We start from the raw sequence: 286 nt of genomic DNA, 5'->3' as shown, positions 1-286 counted from the left end.
ATGGTGGAGGCTGAGGGGATCGAACCCCCGACCCTCTGCTTGTAAGGCAGATGCTCTCCCAGCTGAGCTAAGCCTCCTGGGTAATATGGTAGCGGCGGAGGGGATCGAACCCCCGACCTTACGGGTATGAACCGTACGCTCTAGCCAGCTGAGCTACACCGCCATATTAATTGTGTCTTGATTGCTTGTCCATCTTTAGGTAAAGATGGCGGAGAGAGAGGGATTCGAACCCTCGCACCGCTTACGCAGTCTAACCCCTTAGCAGAGGGTCCCCTTATAGCCACTT

At 55.2% G+C, this 286-nt stretch carries 2 tRNA genes; both read right to left on the bottom strand.

Features of this window, described 5'->3' with window-relative positions:
- Position 1: 1 nt before the first annotated feature.
- Positions 2-77 (bottom strand) — tRNA-Val (locus FE296_RS00130).
- 9 nt (positions 78-86) lie between these two features.
- Positions 87-163 (bottom strand) — tRNA-Met (locus FE296_RS00125).
- Positions 164-286: the final 123 nt, after the last annotated feature.

Source organism: Paenibacillus sp. UASWS1643, assembly GCF_008693195.1.
In the GTDB taxonomy this organism is placed as follows: domain Bacteria; phylum Bacillota; class Bacilli; order Paenibacillales; family Paenibacillaceae; genus Paenibacillus; species Paenibacillus amylolyticus_B.
Note: the sequence above shows the minus strand (reverse complement) of the source record. Positions and strands in the feature narration are given on the sequence as shown.